We start from the raw sequence: 15,875 nt of genomic DNA, 5'->3' as shown, positions 1-15,875 counted from the left end.
TGATCCCTACGCCGAGCGACAACGAAGGCCCGTGCTCCCCGCATTGCGGGGGAGCACGGGCCTTCTGTGTTTCCTGCCCCTCGTCTGGCGGTAGGGCTCGCCGACACCGGTGCGGGCCAGGAGGGACTGCTCAGTCAGGGGCGGTCGGTGGCGGCGCCGAACAGGGCGTCGAGCGGATCGCCCTCGTGACCGACGACGAGGCAGGCCGCGGCGACGGGTTCTTGGGAGAGCTGGACGAGCATGGCCAGGGCCTCGGCCTCTGACGGCAGTCCGGCTGCATCGAGACACCGCATCTGGGGCCTCCGACGCGGTAGACCGTCAGGGGCCGGTCGGTGCGCGCCTGATTCACGGGGTGGCCGTCAAGGTCCGATGAGACAGAACAGCGCTTCGCGGAGCCAGCAGAGTGGGCTGGACGACACAGGGTGGGTGCTTACGGCGTAAGCACCCACCGTTTCGCGGAGCCAGCGGAGTGGGGTGGACGACACAGGGTGTGTTCCGTCTCAGTGAACCTTGGCCAGTCTCACCGAACTTTGATCGCTACTTGGGTGTTCCATCTGCCGTGAGGACCGGCGGGTTGAGGCAGTTGCATCCGACGACGTCGGAGGGGCCCTGGGCGGGCACTTCGAAGGTCGCGGTGACGCTCCTGCGAATGGTGGTCTGGCGCCACCGCGCGTCGGGGGCGCCCCCCAACAGGATGGCCGCGTGGTTGTTGGCGAGGTGGGACTCCCCGGTCCCCCCGACAGAGAAGTCCCAGTGGCCTCCTGGCTTGCTGTCCGTGCGGGCCGTTTGCGTGAAGGTGCAGGTGACCAGCGCCTTCCCGTCGGCGAGCCGTAGTACGGGCAGGTCCGCTCCACTGACCTTGAAAGCGAACCGGAACCGAAGGCCTTCCCACCCCCGCACCTTGGCCTCGGCGTTGTAGGCGGTGACGACATCGCTGGTGAGCTTGCCCGCAACGAAGTGCTCGCTCTTCGGTTCCCCGTCCGGTGCGGTGAAGGAGAGGTACTCGGCGTAGCGCCCGCAGACCTCCCGGTCCTTGGCGGCGGTCGGCGAAAGGACCGCGGCGCCCGCCTCGTCCCGGGCCGGGACGGCGACGGGGGCGTCCCGTACGGAGAACGCCCCGAACCCCCAGTTCCCGTACAGGCGCTCGTCGGCCTGGCCCGGCTTGGGCTGCGGAGCGGGCTTGTCTGGTGCCCACGACTTGGCGGCGGCCTTCCACGGCCCGCCGGCCTCCTCCTGAACGAAGTAGTACAGCCCGGCCGCCCGGTCCTTCCCGAGGTCGTGCATGTCCTCGCTCCTGAACTGAGCCACGAACGAGCGTGGATAGCCGGGCTGCTCCCGCTCGGTGGGGATCAGGTAGTCCACCCACTGCTCCGAGCGCACCAACGTCGCATCATTCCCGGCCGTTCAGCCGTCGGATCGTCTTGCTCTGATCCAGGAGGGCCCCGGTCTCTGCCTTCGCCAGCGCTACCTCATCCTTCGCGTAGGCGACCTGGCGCAGCACCTCGTCCGCCAGCTTCTCGGCCTGAGCCCGCTCAACCACCAGGGGCACGGGCGGGGCGGCGCTAGCGCTCGCGGCCGGCTCGGGTGCGTGTTTCATCGGCGTAGGCGAGCACCCCGCCAGGACAAGCCCGCCTGCCACCCCGACGACGACCGACATCCTCTTGCTCAGACCGGACACATGCCCCCCACAGCACTCTCGATCCGAAGATCGGGACCAATTCAGTGCCTGATGCAACCACGCTGGCGCCACACCTTGACCAACACCCCCTTCTACACCGAGCGCCCGGTGGCTAAAGGCGGCTCCCGAACCACTGCGCCCCTGACTCCCAAGCGGCACGAATCCGGCGTTGCGACGAACTCTGGTTGCGCCAGGAGTGTCAGCGAAGGGTGACCGAGAGGGGGCCGGTCAAAGTTTGGTGAGATCGGTCAAGGTGCAGTGAGACGAGACAGGGTGGGTGCTTACGGCGTAAGCACCCACCCTGCTGGGCATCGGTGGTAGCTGCTGGCCAGCTGTCCTGTCTCATCGAAGATGCACCGGTCTCACCGAAGATTGACGACCGCCTAGTTCGTCTCATCGAAGTTTGACCAGACGGGCCCGGCTGGCCGCCGTTGCAGGTGAGCTGGCGCCGATCTCGATGGTCCGGCCTCGCCTTGGCCGGGCGACGGCGGGCGCTCGCGGCGCGCCATACTGCACGTCGTGAATCGCGAAGACCTGGCTGCTGCCCTCGAACTACATGCAACCGATGCCGCCCATGGGGCCGCCCTGGCCTTGCGGGCCGGGGCAGCCTTCAAGGTCTGGGAAAAGCTGAAGCCAGCTCACCAGTACCTCGACATCTACGCATGGCGAGCTGAATGCATGGCGCAGGACGGCGTCTCCACCTGCAAGGACTTCGAACAGGGGCTGCCGGATCTTCAGCGTGCGGGAGATGACCCAGTCGCCTTGGGACGAGTCGATACCGCCGAAGGCACCCACCTGGTCTTCCTGGCCGCCGATCTGAAGTCATGCGTTGCCGTGCTGTAGGAGCGGCACTCGGGCCGGCGATGCCACTGCCCCGGTCAAACTTCGGTGAGAACGGTCAAGCTTCAGTGAGACGAGACACCAGCCCCGGACCGAGGGACGGGAGCAAAGCAGAAGGGGGCGGGCCGCATTTCCGCGGCCCGCCCCCTTCTGCGTTCAAGTACAAGCGGCCTCGCGCGCGGTAATTGACCGGTGCGCTTAAGAGAAAAGCCCTTGAGAGGCACATCCCGTAGGTGAGCCCCAGGCAGGTCCCCGGGCTGGCCGCGAGCCCCACGGTCGATCGTGTTAACAACCTTTGGGTCAATGACCCGGGTATGACCGTGTAACCCAAGGCGACTGTAGCGCCGTTCGGACTGGCGGTCCAGACTCTGTGAGTAGATAACTAACGCAACTCGGCGGCAAAACACGCCGAATCGAACGCCTGGAACCCTGCTGGGCGGCAGTATGCTGCCGTACATGTCATCTCCGAACCCGGGGGGCGAGCGGGAGAAGCTGATCTCCAAGCTGCCGGCCCACCTCCAGCAGGCCCTCAAGGTCCGTGCGGCCCAACTGCAGACAGACATGCAGGACGCAGTCGCTGCCGGCATTCAGGCCTGGCGCAGCTGCACCGATCAGCTTCCCACCGTCAACACAGCAGGTGCCGCGTCTTTCGGTACCTTCCTGCCCGAGGGTCTGTATGACGCCTTCAAGGAAGACTGCCGCGATCGTGGTGTCTCCTACATCCAGGGGCTGGCCCAGTCGGTGGCCCTCTGGCTCGTCGAACACCCCGCTGGCCTTGATGTGCGACCGCGGCATACCAGGCGCATCATCGTCTGCAATCAGAAGGGTGGGGTCGGTAAGACTGCCGTGTCGGCGGGTCTGGCCGAAGCCCTCGCGGAGGCCTTCCCGGAGGTCACGTCTGACGCCGAGGCGCTGGAGAAGGCGCTCGATGCGGCAGCCGAAGGGCTGAACGTCCTGCTTGTCGACTACGACGCCCAGGGCCACCTTTCTCACCAGCTTGGGCTGAAGGCAATCCCAGCTGGGGAAGAAAGCCTCATCACTCACATGCTCCACCGTGAGCAGACCAGGCAGTCGCTGCTCGACCTCACCGTGGTGATAGAGGGTGACCGGTTCGGTGGGCGCCTGCGGATCCTGCCGGCCGCGTTCGACGCGTTCCTCCTGGACTCCGGACTCACCATGTTCCGCGGCCCTCGTCACGCCGCGCTCGAGCGGGCCCTCGCGCCGATCGAAGAGCACTTCGATGTCATCGTCATCGACTCCCCTCCTAGCCTCGGACTGGCCATGGACGCCGCCCTCTACTACGGGCGCCAGCGCGACGACGAGCGGCCCGGCCGATCTGGCCTCCTCATCCCAGTTGAGGCGGAGGACACCTCTGCGCAGGCTTACGGCATGCTCATCCAGCAGACCGACTCCTTGGCCCGCGACTACGACATCGTCATTGAGCAGATCGGCCTGGTCGTCAACAAGTACGACTCCCGCCGCGGCTACATCGCCACGTCCTCCCTGGGAAAGTGGAACTCCCTTGGGACGCCCCCTGTCCTGGCGGTTGTTCCTGACCTGAAGGAGCAGCGCGAAGCCGTACGCAAGCAGCGCCCACTGCTCGACTACGCGCCCGACTGCGATCAGTCGCATCAGATGCGGAAGATTGCCCGGGCGGTGAAGTCAGCGTGAGCAAGGCAGACATGCTGGGGGAGTCCGCAACCTTCGACGCCGTCGCCCAGCCGATTAGTAGCCGGGCAGCTGCCTTCGCGCGATTCGCCGGCCAGGAAAGCGCAGCCGCGGCCCCTGTCCACGACCTTCCGGAGTCAGGCCGCCTCCCGCTCAGCGCACTCGCCCACAACCCGTACAACCCGCGAGAGGAGCTGAAAGAGCTCGAGGAGCTCGCCGACAGCCTCGCCGCACGGGGAGTCATCCAGCCGCTCACGGTCGTCACGCGCGCCGCGTTTCTCAGTGCTCACCCCGGACAAGAGGAAGCACTGGCCGACGCCTCGCACATCGTCGTAGACGGCAACAGGCGGCTGGCCGCAGCCAACCAGGCCGGGCTAGATGACGTACCCGTCCATGTCGACGACTCGTTCGCCGAGGACGCGGACACGCTGCTTGAGACTGCGCTCATTGCGGCGGTTCAGCACGAGAACCTTGATCCGATGGACGAGGCCCAGGCCCTTCAGCGACTCGTGGGTGTTCACGGGTCCCAGAGGGCCGTCGCGCGGGCACTTGGCAAGTCCAGCGGCTGGGTAACCCAACGCATGGCCCTGCTCAAGCTCACGCCCGACCTCAAGCAGGCTGTTGAAGAGCGAACCCTGCCAGTTGAGGTGGCCCGCCGAGTGGGTCAAATGCCCAGCGATCAGCAGGAGGAAGCCGCCACCGCGGCGCTGGCCGAGCGCAGGGAGAAGAAGCAACGTCGTTCTGCTCCCCAGCCGGGTGCTTACGCCGTAAGCACCCCAGCTGTTGCTGAGGTGCCTCAGGCACGTCCTTCCGAGGATCAACCAGCGGAGGACGACGCGACGGCTGGCGTCACTGCACAGGAAGGTCAGCCTTCCGCGGATCCTCACACGGATACCTACGATGCCGACATCCCAGGACCGGGCAAGGAAACCTGGGTGATGGACGTTCGCAAACTTCCCAGAGTCCGCTGGAGCGATGGCAACGCCGTTGCCGATCTCGTCTTCGAGAAGATGGATGCGGCGCAGCGCGAAGTGCTCCTTGAACGTCTCCTTGCCGCGCACGGTGAGGGATAGCCAGCTCGATCCGTCTACGTCCGAGCCTGCCTGACGACGGTCAGGCAGGCTCGATGCGTTACGGAACTCCTCGTGGATGCGAACGAGGTCAGCTGCTCGAGCTCCTTGCGGGGCCAGCCAGGTGCGTGCAAGGCGCAGGAAGCGGGTGCAGTCGCAGGTGACAGCGGTTCCGAGTGGGTATCGGCTGTCGCCGGTGGCCTGGAGGAGCGGGAAGTGGGGCTTGCCTTTTGCGTCCTTGCCGAGCCAGGAGCGTGTGCGGGAGACGACTCCGCTGCGCATGCTCGGGTTGTAGGCGCCGGAGAGAACACGATGGTGAAAGCCCGAAAGTGGGCTGACAGCAGCGATGACCTGGTGACAGGCTGATCAACTGGACAACAAAGGACGGGACAAGAACTCGTGGCCGCGATGCAGTTGACTCGTACGCACCGGATATTGATCGGTGTGGTGGTCGCCGGAGCCGTCGTCATCGCGGGGATCGGATTCGCCGGTTCGTACTCCGCCGTGCGCGCCCTGGCCCTGAAGAAGGGTTTCGGTAGCTTCTCGCTCGTCTTCCCGATCGGCATTGACGCCGGCATCTGCGTGCTCTTGGCCCTCGATCTCTTGCTGACCTGGATCCGGATTCCCTTCCCGCTGCTGCGTCAGACGGCGTGGCTGCTGACGATCGCGACGATCGCGTTCAACGGGGCTGCGGCCTGGCCGGACCCGCTGGGTGTCGGGATGCACGCGGTGATCCCGATCTTGTTCGTGGTAACGGTGGAGGCGGCCCGGCACGCGGTGGGCCGGATCGCGGACATCACTGCGGACCGGCACATCGAGGGCGTCCGCATCACCAGGTGGCTGCTCTCTCCGCTGCCGACCTTCAAGTTGTGGCGCCGGATGAAGCTGTGGGAGCTGCGTTCCTACGAGCAGGCGGTCGGCATGGAGCAGGACCGTCTGATCTACCAGGCCCGCCTGCAGGCGAGGTACGGCCGTGCGTGGCGGCGCAAGGCCCCGGTGGAGGCCATGATGCCGCTGCGGCTGGCGCGGATCGGCGTGCCGCTTGCGCAGACCGCTTCCGCGGGGCTGGCCGCAGCAGGCCTGAGCCCGGCATTGCTCTCCCGCCCCGAGCCCACGCCGTCACTCGAGCCCCAGCCGAAGCTGGTGGCCGTGGACCAGGTGCCCGAACTGCCGACGGTCGCTCGGTCCGTGATCGAGGACGCACCGGCGCCGGAAGCGGAGCAGCCGGCCGTGCCTGCCCCGGGCACCTGGGTGGAGACGTCCGAGCCCGCGTTGGTCGACCTGGCCCAGGCCGGTCGGCACTTCGTGGAGCAGTACGGCTCGGTTCCGTCCCCGGAGCAGTTCGCGGCGTTCCTCGCGCGGGACTACGGCCTGACCGACCAGGACACAGGCGCTCTTGTGCCCGACGTACTTCTGGAACCGGTGCTCGCCGGACTCCAGGCGGCCGAACTCGAAGCGGCTGAGAAGGCGGCCGCCGTGCCGATGGCCGAAGCACCAGTGGCCGAGGCGCCAGCTACGTCGACTCCGGCCGACGAGGAACCGAACGGTGTGGGGGAGCCGCACCCCTTCGGGGAGCAACTCAGCCTCCGCAGCCTGTCGGAGCAACCGGTCGATTCTGCGCCGCTCCCGGTCGGAGCGATTCCGGCGCCGACGGCTTCCGTGACCGATGCTGGCCTGGGTAGCCCTGAGGGTCGTCCCTTCGAGCCGCCCGTCCACGGCCCGACGCCGACGGCTGCGGATGCGCAGGCCTGGGTCGCTGACGTGACCGCGTCCGGCGAAGCGACCGCCCGCGTGCCCCGGCAGCAGACCGACGACGGGCCGGCCGAGGCCGACCCGATACAGAGCGCGATCGAGCAGGTGGCCTCCTGGCTGGCTGAGGCCGAGGAGGCCGGGAGCCGGTTGTCGGGGGCCGAGGTTGCCCGGCGTCTGGGGGTCTCGCCCAAGACCGGTCAGCGCCGGGTACTCGACGCGCAGCGGCACCTGGAGGAGCAGCGCAAGCAGCAGGGCCGGGCGCGCCTTCGCTCCGTCGGGCGCAGCTGACCGAACGTCCCGATACCGATCGCGGTGACCGGTCATCGGTCACGGAGTCGGGCGCCTCGGACAGCCATCAGGCCGTGACCGATCAGCGCGTGGCCGATGCCGTGACCGATGGCCGGACCCGTCCGTGACCGATGCCGGGACCTGGTGACCAATGACCGATCCGGTCCCCATCGGTCACCGGTCATGACCGAACCATGGGCCACCGGTCACCGGTCCGCCACCTGCACCCCGACCACGGCTGCGGGTTCTTCGACCGGCTGGATGCTGACTGGACCGTGCTGTGCACGGACCCAGACGTCCGGCACGCGACGACCGACTGGATGGCCGATGGCCGCCTCGGCGACGGCATCGCGGTCGTGACCGATTCCTGGGTCGGCTACCTGGAGCCCGTTCAGCTCCTCGCTGCGTTCCGGCCGATGGCCGACGTCGGGACGGATTGCGCTGACCCTTGCCGTCAGCGTGCCCTCGTTCAGCGCGCCGCCGGACTTGACCGATCGGCCGTTCTCGCCGACCGCGTCAATATTCAAGTGATGCTCCCCGCCATCATCCGCCTCGCGCGTGGACAGGTACGCACGACCGCGGCCGCGCCCGCGACGTCGTCGGCCGGCCCGTAAGAGATCGCCCGGACTGCCCGACCTGCGCTGGGGAGGTTCTTGGGGAGGTGCGGCCTCGGGGCGCAGCTGCAGACATTCGTCGTGGCGGACAGGGCCCGGTGCGCTCCTGTGACCTGCGATGGGGAGGTTTGCGGTGAGGTTCGCTGCCGGGCGGAATGCACCCGGCGCGGACGTGCTGGCGGCGAAGGAGGCGGAGCGGCGCCGGAACGAGCGAGCCCGCCGGAAGCCGAAGAAGCAGGGTCAGCCCCAGGGCGCTGGCAGGAGGAGCCGCCCTCGGGAGGGGGTGGCGTCATGCATGAGCTACGGGCGGTTCAGCACCCGTGCTCGTCGAGCACCGCTCGGGTCGCCTGATCGAGCGGGCGCAGCGGATGCGTGCCGCCGTCCTCGGCCGGGCCCAGGCGCAGCGTCGGCCCGCCACTCGTCGGCGTCACGGTCAGCACGCCGCCGTCAACCATGGCCTGGACCGTGTCGTGCTGGTAGGGGCTGGAAGCGAGGCACCCGTTCGCGTACTCCCGCTCGTAGCGTTCGTACGGGCCGGCGAAGTAGTGGCTGGCGATGGGCCCTTGCCCCTGCCACACCACGAGGGCGATCAGGCCTGCTGCGATGCCGGGCACCGCCGCGCGGGGACCGGGTGCGTTGATCAGCTTCGGACCGTACCGGACCATGAGCCCGACGCTCGCGCAGGCAATGAGGGCGGCTGCCAGGAAGAGCAGCAGGGCGTGGGAGAGCAGGTCAGCCTCCTTCCCGAAGGTCAGCGGCAACGCCGTGCATACGAGCACCAGCCAGCCCAGCCCTGCCATGGCGACGGCCTGGTAGGCGTTGAGCTTCGCCGGCCACTTCGCCCGGTCCGGCACCAGCTGCTGCTCGCGTCCTACCCAGCGTCCGGCACCGCGTAGCCGCCCGGGCTGCGGAGCGACGCTGCCTGCTCGCTGCTCGACGAGGAGGGCAAGGACCGCGTCGCCGAAGGCGCGGGCTCGGGTGTGGACCGCGGACCGGTCGTGCGACAGCCGATCGAACTCCTCCTCGCGACCGGGCTGGATACGGAAGCCGTCGCCTTTGGGGAAGGCACGGTTGAGGAAGTGCCCGGGGTCGGGGAACCCGGGCAGTGTGGGCGCCGACCTGCCGCCGACACCGACCAGGTCGGTGACCGCGCTCCCGGTGTGCTCGGGGATGTACGACTCGTACAGCCGGTGCACGTGCCGCTCGCCGTGGAGGCTGGCTTGCAATGCCTCGGCCTGCTCGACGACGACCGCAAGGAGAGCGGTGGAAGGGGCGCTGCGCATCTGTTCCAGCTCGGCGTCCCGGGGGACGGCCCGCCACACCCCGCCGCGGCGGGGTGCAGATCGCGCCTCCCACACGTCGCGGAACCACGGCCACAGACGGGCGACCGGCAGTCGACGGGGCGGATGCCGATCGGAGAGGTGCGCCCGCAGCAGCGAGTTCGCGCTCCGCAGGTAGTCGGCCTCGGCTACGTACGAAATCGCCTTCGCGGTCGCACGCTCCTCCCGCGGGGCGTTCTCGACGCGCTGGGCGGCTGCTTGGACGGCGTTGCCCTGGGCGCTCAGTTCGGCGATCGCACGATGCCAGCTGCCGCTCACCGGCTGCCCCTCTCCCTGCCAGTTGTGGTGTCGCCGTGAGGCTACCCGGGTGGTCCGACACGGTACTCGCCCCGTCCAGGGCCCGGGGAGATCGTAGCCAAAGGGCCGGGCTGTCACCGCGGCGCGAGAGTTCGCCCGCTCGTTCCCCGTCCTCGTCAGGGTCTCGGCGGACTCGTCACTGGGCAACGCTCGGCGTCGCTCCGCCGGCTTCTTGGCGCGCCCTTCACCGCGAGGGAGCCGGTTTCTCGCGCAGACCACGGACTCTCCGCCGCTGGCTCGGACTCGGGCACGGAAGCCGGCGCCCCCTAAAACCTGCACTGCACTGCCCTGACCTGCGCTGGGGAGCTTCTTGGGGAGGTTCCGGGCCCCGGGTGTACCCAGAGGAGCCCGAGGCGGTCGTCAGGACCAGTGCGGGCCCGTGACCTGCGGTGGGGAGGTTTCTGGTGAGGTTCGCTGCCGGGTACGGCCGGGCGTGATGGGCTCGGGGTGGGCTGACGTGCCAGCGGCTGGGACCTGGCAGGACCGGGCCGATTTGGCCACCGGACGCGGTAGATGAGAGGAACCGTCCCGGCCCTCCTTAGGTGCGGGCCGCGCCGCCCGCGCCGAGCGCCCGCCTCTGGGGCCGCAGGACAGCCGCGGGCGCCCGTTCCCCGTCGGGGGGTACCACCGGGTCGGGGGCGGCGAGTTCGGCCGGCAGACGGCCGCGACGCGGCGGCCCGTCCAGGGCGGGGGCCAAGCGGGGTCCGGAGCCCAACGGGCGGCGCTGCTCACTCATCCGCACATTCTCCCGCCACACCCGGCGCTCCGGAGCAGCGGTTCCTGCCGAGCCCCCAGGTGGTCCGCCGGCCGCTTGTTCGCCGCCCTGGACGCGGGAACCACCGGGCGTCGGTCAGTGCTTCCGTACCCCCTGGTCGGGTTCCGTCGGCGCGGGGACGATGGTGGGTATGGGCGAGCAAGACCAAGCCGAGGACGACGTCGCCGAACTGGTTCGGCCATCGCTGACCGGCGCGCAGGCCCGCGTGGTGACGGCGGGGCTGCGGGAGGCGGTGGACGACGTCCGGCGCCCGGTCGCGGTGCTCGCCCACCGGGTCCGTGACGCGCACGTCGCCCGCGTCTGGTTCGCGCTCTCGCACCCTTCGTGGGAGGCGTACTGCGCGGGTGAGTTCGGGATCAGCTGCGCGCAGGCCTACCGGCTCCTCGAAGTCGCCCGCGGCCTGGGCGCCATCCAGGCCGCGGTCACCGCCGGCACCCCCGTGGCCCGCACGCGAGACAGCCCCCCGGTCGCTGTAGCCGCGCTGGACTACAGGCTCTCCCAGCGCGCCCTGATCGCCGTCGCCGCCCGCCGCGGCGACATCACGGAACGGATCACCGGCCGCCTCGCCGCGCTCACCCGCGACGGCGCCCAGGACCTCGACGCGCCCACGGTGCGCGCCGTGGTCCACCAGGCCGTGCCGGCAGACACCGGAGTCGCCGAGTTGCGCCGGGTTGTCGACGACCTGGCGGCCAGCGCACTCACGAGGGGCGAGCTGTTCCTCGAAGTCGCCCCGGCTTACCTCTCGTACGGCGCCGCCGCCGACGTCCTGGGGCCGCTGTGCGATGTGATCGGCGAGTACCTCGACACGGGCCTCTCTGCCCGCCGCTACGCCCTCACGGGAGACCGCCGCGCCTTGCACGGCGCCGTCCTTTGACCGGAAACATGGGGGGAAGGATGGGGGGAAGTATCGGGGGAGGGATGGGGGGAAGTATCCGGGGAGGTATGGGGGGAAGGTGCACAGGCGACGGGTTTGCATTTTGCCTGCTGAGGGGCCGTTTCCCGGCTGGTGAGTGCGCGGACTTTCTTGTGTGGGTGTAGGGGGTTGGTTCGGGCGTGGATGGCTGGGTCTGCGGGGGCGCAGGCCTGGGCGGCGAGCTGGCTATACGTGGCTCTCGGCGCATGGGTGATGGGGGTTGAGCGTTTGGCTGTCGGGACTGCTGCCGGGGCCTGGTTCTTGGGTGGGTACAGGAGCTGGGTCGGAGGAGGGCTTTCGCTGGAGAGGCTGCGGTTCCTTGCAGGAGCTCCCGGTGGGGGTTTGGGCGGGGTGGGGCTCTTTGGGGCTCGCGCCGCTCGGTGCGGGGTCCTGCAGGGTGTTGTTCTGCGGATCTCCCGGTTGGTCTCGGGGCGGCTGCGAGATCGTGCGGGTGATGATTGATCGCCACTCAGCCTCGCGCTGATGCGGCCGTAGAACGTCCCCAGACGCCCGTTCCTCGCTGGGGGCACCGCCGGGATTGGGGTGGCGAGCTGGGCCGCCAGGCGGCCACGCCGCCCCGGTCCGTCACCTGCGATGAGGATCAGTTCGGGTCCGGCGCGTAGCACGCGACGCGCCCACTCACCTGCGGAGTGTGCGCCTCGAAGAACCTGCCGGATGACCACATCGTCGTTGTCGCAGCCGCAGCTAGCGCGCGCGACTTGGATGGCGTACCGCTCGGCGACTACGAGCGCGACGCGAAAAGCATGTGGCCGGCGCCCACTTCCGCGCGAGCGGGTGGCAAGGGCGCCGGCCTGGAAGGCTCACGACTGCGGAGGACCGCTGTCGGAGTCACTTCAGAGTAGCCGGATCTGCCGGGGAATGACAGATGTGGGGTTACAGTTCTCTCCTGTGCTGCTCGGGCTGGCCCTGCGGCTGAAGCTGTTCTGAAGGGGTTCCGGGTGATCCGTGCCGGGCGACGCGAGCATGTCCAGTCGATTGCCGGCATGGCGCAGGTGCTCGGAGTGTCCGTGGGCACCTTGAGGAACAACAAGCCCTACGCGGCGACGGGATTTCCCGAGCCCGTCAGCTCGCCAAACGCGCAGACGCTGCTGTGGGACGCGGAACAGACGGCGGCGTACTTCGCCGGCGAGCCCGTGCCAGCGCTCCCTGCGGGTGAGGACGACGAGGACCTGCTGGACCGGCACGAGGCTGCGCACGAGCTGAACGTCGGGGTGAGCGCGTGGAACACCTACAAGCACGATCCGGCGGTGGCCGAGCACCGCGTGGAAGTTGGCGGAGTGGAGCACTGGCCGAGGGGAGCCGTGCGCCGCTTCCGTGATTCCCGTCCGGGACGCGGTGTCCGGCACGGCAGTGGCCGGCCGCAGGGCAGCGGCGACAAGGTCCGGCGGGACCAGATCCTGCCCCGGACTGAGGAGCTCCTGAACGCCGATCCGGCGCTCACCGCGGCCGCCGTCGTGGAGCGCCTGGGGGTGGCGATGACCACGGCCATGAAGAGTCTCGCGGTCCTGCGCGGCCGCCGCATCGCGGACCTTCTCGAACGTGATCCGAACCTGGACCCGCAGGAAGCCGCCGAGCGCCTTGGGTACCCGCTGATCGCCCAGCGTCGGGCCCTGTCCGCCGCGGAGGCCGAGTTGCGTATGCGGGAGGTGCGCCCGTACTTGCGTGCGGTCGCGGATGCGCTCGTGGGTGCCGGACTTGCGGAGACCGCCGAGGTGGATGTCGTGGAGCTGGAGGACGGAGCGTTGGCTGCTGCTGTCCAGCTCGTCCCTGGCCTGGCAGCGCCTGCCCTGGTGTGGGACGAGCGATTCGGCTGGCGGACGGCAACCAGCCGGCGCCACCCCATCGGGAAGGACACCGGCGCCCGCCCGGAAGGCGAGGGCATCTTCTACCTGACGCCCGAACTCCGGCCGGACCCCCTCCGGGTGCCCAGCCTGCTGGACAACCTCGCCCCGTAGAAGCCAGGGCCTGCGTCGGTTCCGGCGCCTGGAACGCTGCGGGACTGGTGTGCGGAGCAACTCCTCCCGGTGGCTGGGCTCGGTGGGCACCGTGCCGGCGGTGGGGGCGCGGTCCGCTGCGCTCCCCGCGCCCCCACCGTGACCGCGGGGTCCGCTCCGCTCCCCCCGCGGTCACGCACGCGTGCCGGGACTCCGCTTCGCTCCATCCCGGACCGAGCGCTGCGCGCTCTCACGCGCTGCGGGATACGGCAGGCGGGCGCGGGTCGCTTCGCTCCCCGCGCCCTCGCTTCGCGCTGCCGTATCCCTTGCCTCTGACGCTGCGCGTCAGAGGTGCCGTCGGCACGGTGCCCACCGTGCCCAGCCACCGGGCTCCTACACCCTCTGAACTGCGGAAACTTCTTTTTCTTTGAGGTCCCCATCTATGGCGATCATGATGAAGCGACTGTTATAGTTGTCTTGTTGGCCAGCAAGGGCAAGAGGCCAACACAGGAAGGCTCAACGACAACAAAGGAGAAAGATCATGTCGAAGAAGTCCACCCCCGGTGACGGCGGCCACGGTCTCGGTGCGAAGGGCCTCCCCTTCGGTGAGGCCAAGCGGAGCCCGCTCTCCGTGGTCCGGGCGATCCGTGAGCTGCTGACGGCCCGCCAGCGGTAGTAGTGACGTCTCTGGCTCGATGCTTCCGGGGCGGGGACGGACGGACAGCGGCAAACCCGCTGCACCTGTCCGGCCCCGTCCCGGGGGTCGATCTGACTGCGGTGGGGCTGCTCCTCGCCCCGCCCGCGCTGTCGGGGGAGTTCTACCCCGACAGCCTGTGGCACAGGGTCGAACGGCTCCCTGTGCCCCCTGTACGGCCCCGCCCGCATCCCTGCGGGCTCCGGGCCGCGTTCACGGACTCGGTAACCGAGCTCACCGCAAACGCCAACATCATCGGGGTCTCGCTATCCGGCGGACTCGACTCTTTGGCCACACTGATCCACGCCTGCAAGGTTGCAGACGGCCGCCAGGTCATCGCATTCAACGTCAACCTCACCGACGACCAAGGCGTCCAGTGCGCACCCTTCGTCGCGTGGCTCCTGAAAGACCTCGGGCTCACCGAGGTAAGGCTCGAAGTCATCGACCCGGACGAAGAGCGCGCCGAACCGGCGTGGTCGCCGCTGGGCCCCCGGCTGGACGCCCTGCCCGAAGTCAACGCGGCAGTGTCCCGCCGGGCCGCACAACTCGGCGTGGACATCCTCCTCTCCGGCGACGGAGCGGACGAGTTGCTCGGTGTACCCCGGTACGCCACGGCAGAGATCGCCCGCCGCTTCGGCCCCAGGGCAGCCGCCCGCTACGCCGAAGACGTCGCGCACTCGGGTCTCGGACTCGCAGGCGAGGCAGCAGCGGCGACCGCCAGGCTCCTGCCCGCCACATCACGAGCGCGGGCCTACTGGGCAGCCAACTGGCCCGACTGGTGCGACCCCCGCGCCACGGCCGTCCTGGCCGATCCCTACCGGGACCGGGCAACGAGGTGGTCGCAGGCCTGGGTAGCGCAGCGGATCGAGGATCACGCAACACAGGGACGCTCATGGGCTCAGGCGGACGCGCATGACGCGTTCTGGCCCCATGAGCTGATCGGGGCCGCCGGAGAAGTCCCTGAGGCATCACCGTTCCTGACGGACACGTTCCTGGCAGCCGCCTTCTCCGTCCCTCTCGCAGAGCGCTACGGGCAGCACCTGCCCACCGGCTACTGGCGGTGCAAAGCCCTGGTTCTGTCCCTGCTGCCCCAGGACGCGTGGCTAGTACTTCCCCGCCAGAAGCAGTATTTCCGTACAGCTCTGGCCCGCTACGCGGCCGCAAAAGCGTCGTCCGCACCACTCCTGTCCGAGCTCGGGCTCATCAACCCGGACCAACTTCGCAAGGAGGAGGACACAGCCGTACGCCTGATCGTCCCGGCCATCGAGCGATGGCTCACCGGAGCACTCGCCCAAGGCGCTGAGATCATCTGACAGACCCGTCCAGGGAGGCACGAGCGATCGCGCCTCCCTGGACAGAGGGGAGCCGATCCGCCATGGTCTTCGTTGTGACTGCACCGCTCCAAAGCCTGACCCTGCGCCGCTACCGGCCCGCAGACGAGGAAGCAGTCCTCCACCTCATCGAGGCCGACCGCTTGCCCGGCCAACCGCGTACCGGTCCGGCCATGTTGGGTGAGGCGCTCGCTGGTCGCTCGCCGGTTGATGCCGGATGGTGGGAGGAACTTCCCCGCCCCACCACGACCGTGGCAGTAGATGCGGCGGGATCTGTGGTGGGCGTAGTCTCGTACGCGCTCCGGCCCCGAGACCGGTCGGGACTCATCCTGTGGATGCACTGCGCGGAGAACACGGACACAGCCTCAGCGCTTATCGAGCATGCCCGCTTGACCCTAGGTCACCGTGCCCTGGGGGCATTCCAGTTCGCATCAGCGCTCTCGCTCGGCTTGGAGGCCCTGCCCGCGACGCACCGGCCGGTGACCGACAGGGCCTTGCGTGAAGCCGGTTTCACGGCACAGAGGCTGTGGCGCTACATGAGAGCTGACCTGCCAGCCTCAGGCCTCCCCCTCCTTGACCGCTACGAGGTGTCCCCAGCGCCCGAAGGACACCGGATCGAGGTCAACCGCGACGGCAAGACCGTGGCCGGAGCCCTTGTCA

Annotated in this window: 14 protein-coding genes; 8 read left to right on the top strand and 6 right to left on the bottom strand. The window is 69.1% G+C overall.

Annotation, left to right across the window (positions count from 1 at the left end):
* Positions 1-134 precede the first annotated feature (134 nt).
* The 3 genes from ACE1OC_RS42720 to ACE1OC_RS42710 all read right to left on the bottom strand — a co-directional run bounded on the left by ACE1OC_RS42720 (position 135) and on the right by ACE1OC_RS42710 (position 1,597).
* Positions 135-293, bottom strand: a complete 159-nt coding sequence (locus tag ACE1OC_RS42720; protein ID WP_407842070.1) for a hypothetical protein — start codon at positions 291-293, stop codon at positions 135-137.
* Between the two features lie 244 nt (positions 294-537).
* Entirely contained in the window at positions 538-1,383 is an 846-nt protein-coding gene (locus tag ACE1OC_RS42715; protein WP_407842069.1) for a hypothetical protein, read from the bottom strand.
* Positions 1,384-1,390: 7 nt separating this feature from the next.
* The gene (locus ACE1OC_RS42710; protein ID WP_407842068.1) at positions 1,391-1,597 is read right to left on the bottom strand and encodes a hypothetical protein; all 207 of its coding nucleotides are present in this window, start codon (positions 1,595-1,597) and stop codon (positions 1,391-1,393) included.
* A 600-nt stretch (positions 1,598-2,197) separates the two neighbouring features.
* On the opposite strand from ACE1OC_RS42710, the gene ACE1OC_RS42705 reads away from it, so the two are divergent.
* The 4 genes from ACE1OC_RS42705 (at position 2,198) to ACE1OC_RS42690 (ending at position 7,296) form a co-directional block, all read left to right on the top strand.
* A complete protein-coding gene (locus ACE1OC_RS42705; protein ID WP_407842067.1) occupies positions 2,198-2,521 on the top strand; it encodes a hypothetical protein in 324 nt (107 codons plus the stop codon).
* A gap of 453 nt (positions 2,522-2,974) precedes the next feature.
* A complete protein-coding gene (locus tag ACE1OC_RS42700) occupies positions 2,975-4,189 on the top strand; it encodes a ParA family protein (RefSeq protein WP_407842066.1) in 1,215 nt (404 codons plus the stop codon).
* Positions 4,186-5,259 carry a ParB/RepB/Spo0J family partition protein gene (locus ACE1OC_RS42695; protein WP_407842065.1) on the top strand — a complete coding sequence of 358 codons (1,074 nt, stop codon included), beginning with the start codon at positions 4,186-4,188 and terminating at the stop codon, positions 5,257-5,259. Before ACE1OC_RS42700 ends, ACE1OC_RS42695 begins: the two co-directional genes overlap by 4 nt.
* Before the next feature lie 405 nt (positions 5,260-5,664).
* The gene (locus ACE1OC_RS42690; RefSeq protein ID WP_407842177.1) at positions 5,665-7,296 is read left to right on the top strand and encodes a DUF2637 domain-containing protein; all 1,632 of its coding nucleotides are present in this window, start codon (positions 5,665-5,667) and stop codon (positions 7,294-7,296) included.
* A 206-nt stretch (positions 7,297-7,502) separates the two neighbouring features.
* Here the strand turns inward: ACE1OC_RS42690 and ACE1OC_RS42685 are convergent, their stop codons facing one another.
* The 3 genes from ACE1OC_RS42685 to ACE1OC_RS42675 all read right to left on the bottom strand — a co-directional run bounded on the left by ACE1OC_RS42685 (position 7,503) and on the right by ACE1OC_RS42675 (position 10,283).
* Positions 7,503-7,823 carry a hypothetical protein gene (locus tag ACE1OC_RS42685; protein WP_407842064.1) on the bottom strand — a complete coding sequence of 107 codons (321 nt, stop codon included), beginning with the start codon at positions 7,821-7,823 and terminating at the stop codon, positions 7,503-7,505.
* A 398-nt stretch (positions 7,824-8,221) separates the two neighbouring features.
* A complete protein-coding gene (locus tag ACE1OC_RS42680; protein ID WP_407842063.1) occupies positions 8,222-9,508 on the bottom strand; it encodes a hypothetical protein in 1,287 nt (428 codons plus the stop codon).
* 577 nt (positions 9,509-10,085) lie between these two features.
* A complete protein-coding gene (locus ACE1OC_RS42675; RefSeq protein ID WP_407842062.1) occupies positions 10,086-10,283 on the bottom strand; it encodes a hypothetical protein in 198 nt (65 codons plus the stop codon).
* Between the two features lie 169 nt (positions 10,284-10,452).
* Here ACE1OC_RS42675 and ACE1OC_RS42670 point away from each other — a divergent pair, with 169 nt between their 5' ends.
* The 4 genes from ACE1OC_RS42670 to ACE1OC_RS42655 all read left to right on the top strand — a co-directional run bounded on the left by ACE1OC_RS42670 (position 10,453) and on the right by ACE1OC_RS42655 (position 15,197).
* Positions 10,453-11,196, top strand: a complete 744-nt coding sequence (locus ACE1OC_RS42670) for a hypothetical protein (RefSeq protein ID WP_407842061.1) — start codon at positions 10,453-10,455, stop codon at positions 11,194-11,196.
* Positions 11,197-12,239: 1,043 nt separating this feature from the next.
* Entirely contained in the window at positions 12,240-13,211 is a 972-nt protein-coding gene (locus ACE1OC_RS42665; protein WP_407842060.1) for a DUF6292 family protein, read from the top strand.
* A gap of 520 nt (positions 13,212-13,731) precedes the next feature.
* Positions 13,732-13,866, top strand: coding sequence for a hypothetical protein (locus ACE1OC_RS42660; protein ID WP_407842059.1), 135 nt, complete (start codon positions 13,732-13,734; stop codon positions 13,864-13,866).
* 101 nt (positions 13,867-13,967) lie between these two features.
* A complete protein-coding gene (locus tag ACE1OC_RS42655) occupies positions 13,968-15,197 on the top strand; it encodes an asparagine synthase-related protein (RefSeq protein WP_407842058.1) in 1,230 nt (409 codons plus the stop codon).
* Positions 15,198-15,875: the final 678 nt, after the last annotated feature.

It is taken from the genome of Streptomyces stoeckheimensis (assembly GCF_045822005.1).
In the GTDB taxonomy this organism is placed as follows: domain Bacteria; phylum Actinomycetota; class Actinomycetes; order Streptomycetales; family Streptomycetaceae; genus Streptomyces; species Streptomyces stoeckheimensis.
This window is presented reverse-complemented; position numbering and strand designations above follow the sequence as displayed.